The sequence below is a fragment of the Sphingobacterium endophyticum genome (assembly GCF_009733535.1).
Lineage (GTDB): Bacteria > Bacteroidota > Bacteroidia > Sphingobacteriales > Sphingobacteriaceae > Sphingobacterium > Sphingobacterium endophyticum.
In genome coordinates this window covers 1-949 of sequence record NZ_SMMI01000047.1, presented here as the reverse complement: position 1 = coordinate 949, position 949 = coordinate 1, and the positions used below count along the sequence as shown (strand labels likewise).

Below are 949 nucleotides of genomic sequence, written 5' to 3'. Positions count from 1 at the left end.
GGATTGTACAATTCGAGGATTGTAAAGCTCATTAACAAAAAGGGACAATTAAAGAGTTCAGTTATCATAGATGAGTTGCCGACGATCTACTTTAGAGGATTAGATAATTTAATTGCAACTGCCCGAAGCAATAAAGTAGCTGTTTGTTTAGGCTTTCAGGATTTTTCACAATTGATAAGGGATTATGGGGATAAAGAAGCAAAAGTTATCCAAAATACGGTTGGTAATATTTTTAGTGGGCAGGTTGTTGGCGAAACAGCAAAAAGTCTTTCGGAACGTTTTGGGAAAGTATTACAGAAACGACAAAGTTTGTCAATCAACAGGAATGATACTTCGACTTCTATTTCTACACAGTTGGATAGCTTGATACCGGCTTCTAAAATTTCTACCCTTACACAGGGTATGTTTGTCGGATCTGTATCGGACAACTTCGATGAACGTATTGAACAAAAAATATTTCACGCTGAAATCGTGGTGGATAATGAAATGATAGCTTCTGAAACCAAAGCTTATCAGAAACTACCACAAATTTTATCATTTTTAAATGAGGAAGGCGAGGATGAAATGAAGCAAGAAATTGAAGCCAATTACCGGCAGATAAAACAAGATATTGTACAGATTATTGGTGCAGAATTGGAGCGGATTAAAAATGACCCAGATTTGCAACATTTGGTGCAGTAGGTTTAAATAAGAAAAAGTTAAATAGATGATATTTCAATAATCCGTGTTTCATAGGCAACATATCGATTTTTTTGTTGAAAGGAAAAGTACAAAACACAGGATTATTTAAAACCTGAACGTTCCAGAAATACAAAATTGAACGTCACACAAACACCAAACAATCTAAAATTCTTGACCTTTGTAATAATAAAACAATCTTAATTTCAAAAATTATGAACAAAGAACAAATCAAGAATTTATTAGATAGCCAAAGAAAGTATTTCCTTTC

1 protein-coding gene is annotated in these 949 nt (G+C 33.5%); it reads left to right on the top strand.

The annotated features are described in order from the left end of the window. Window positions 1-681, top strand: a 681-nt coding sequence (locus E0Y80_RS20525; RefSeq protein ID WP_156309509.1) for a TraM recognition domain-containing protein, incomplete at its 5' end; no start/stop codon positions are given. Window positions 682-949 lie beyond the last annotated feature (268 nt).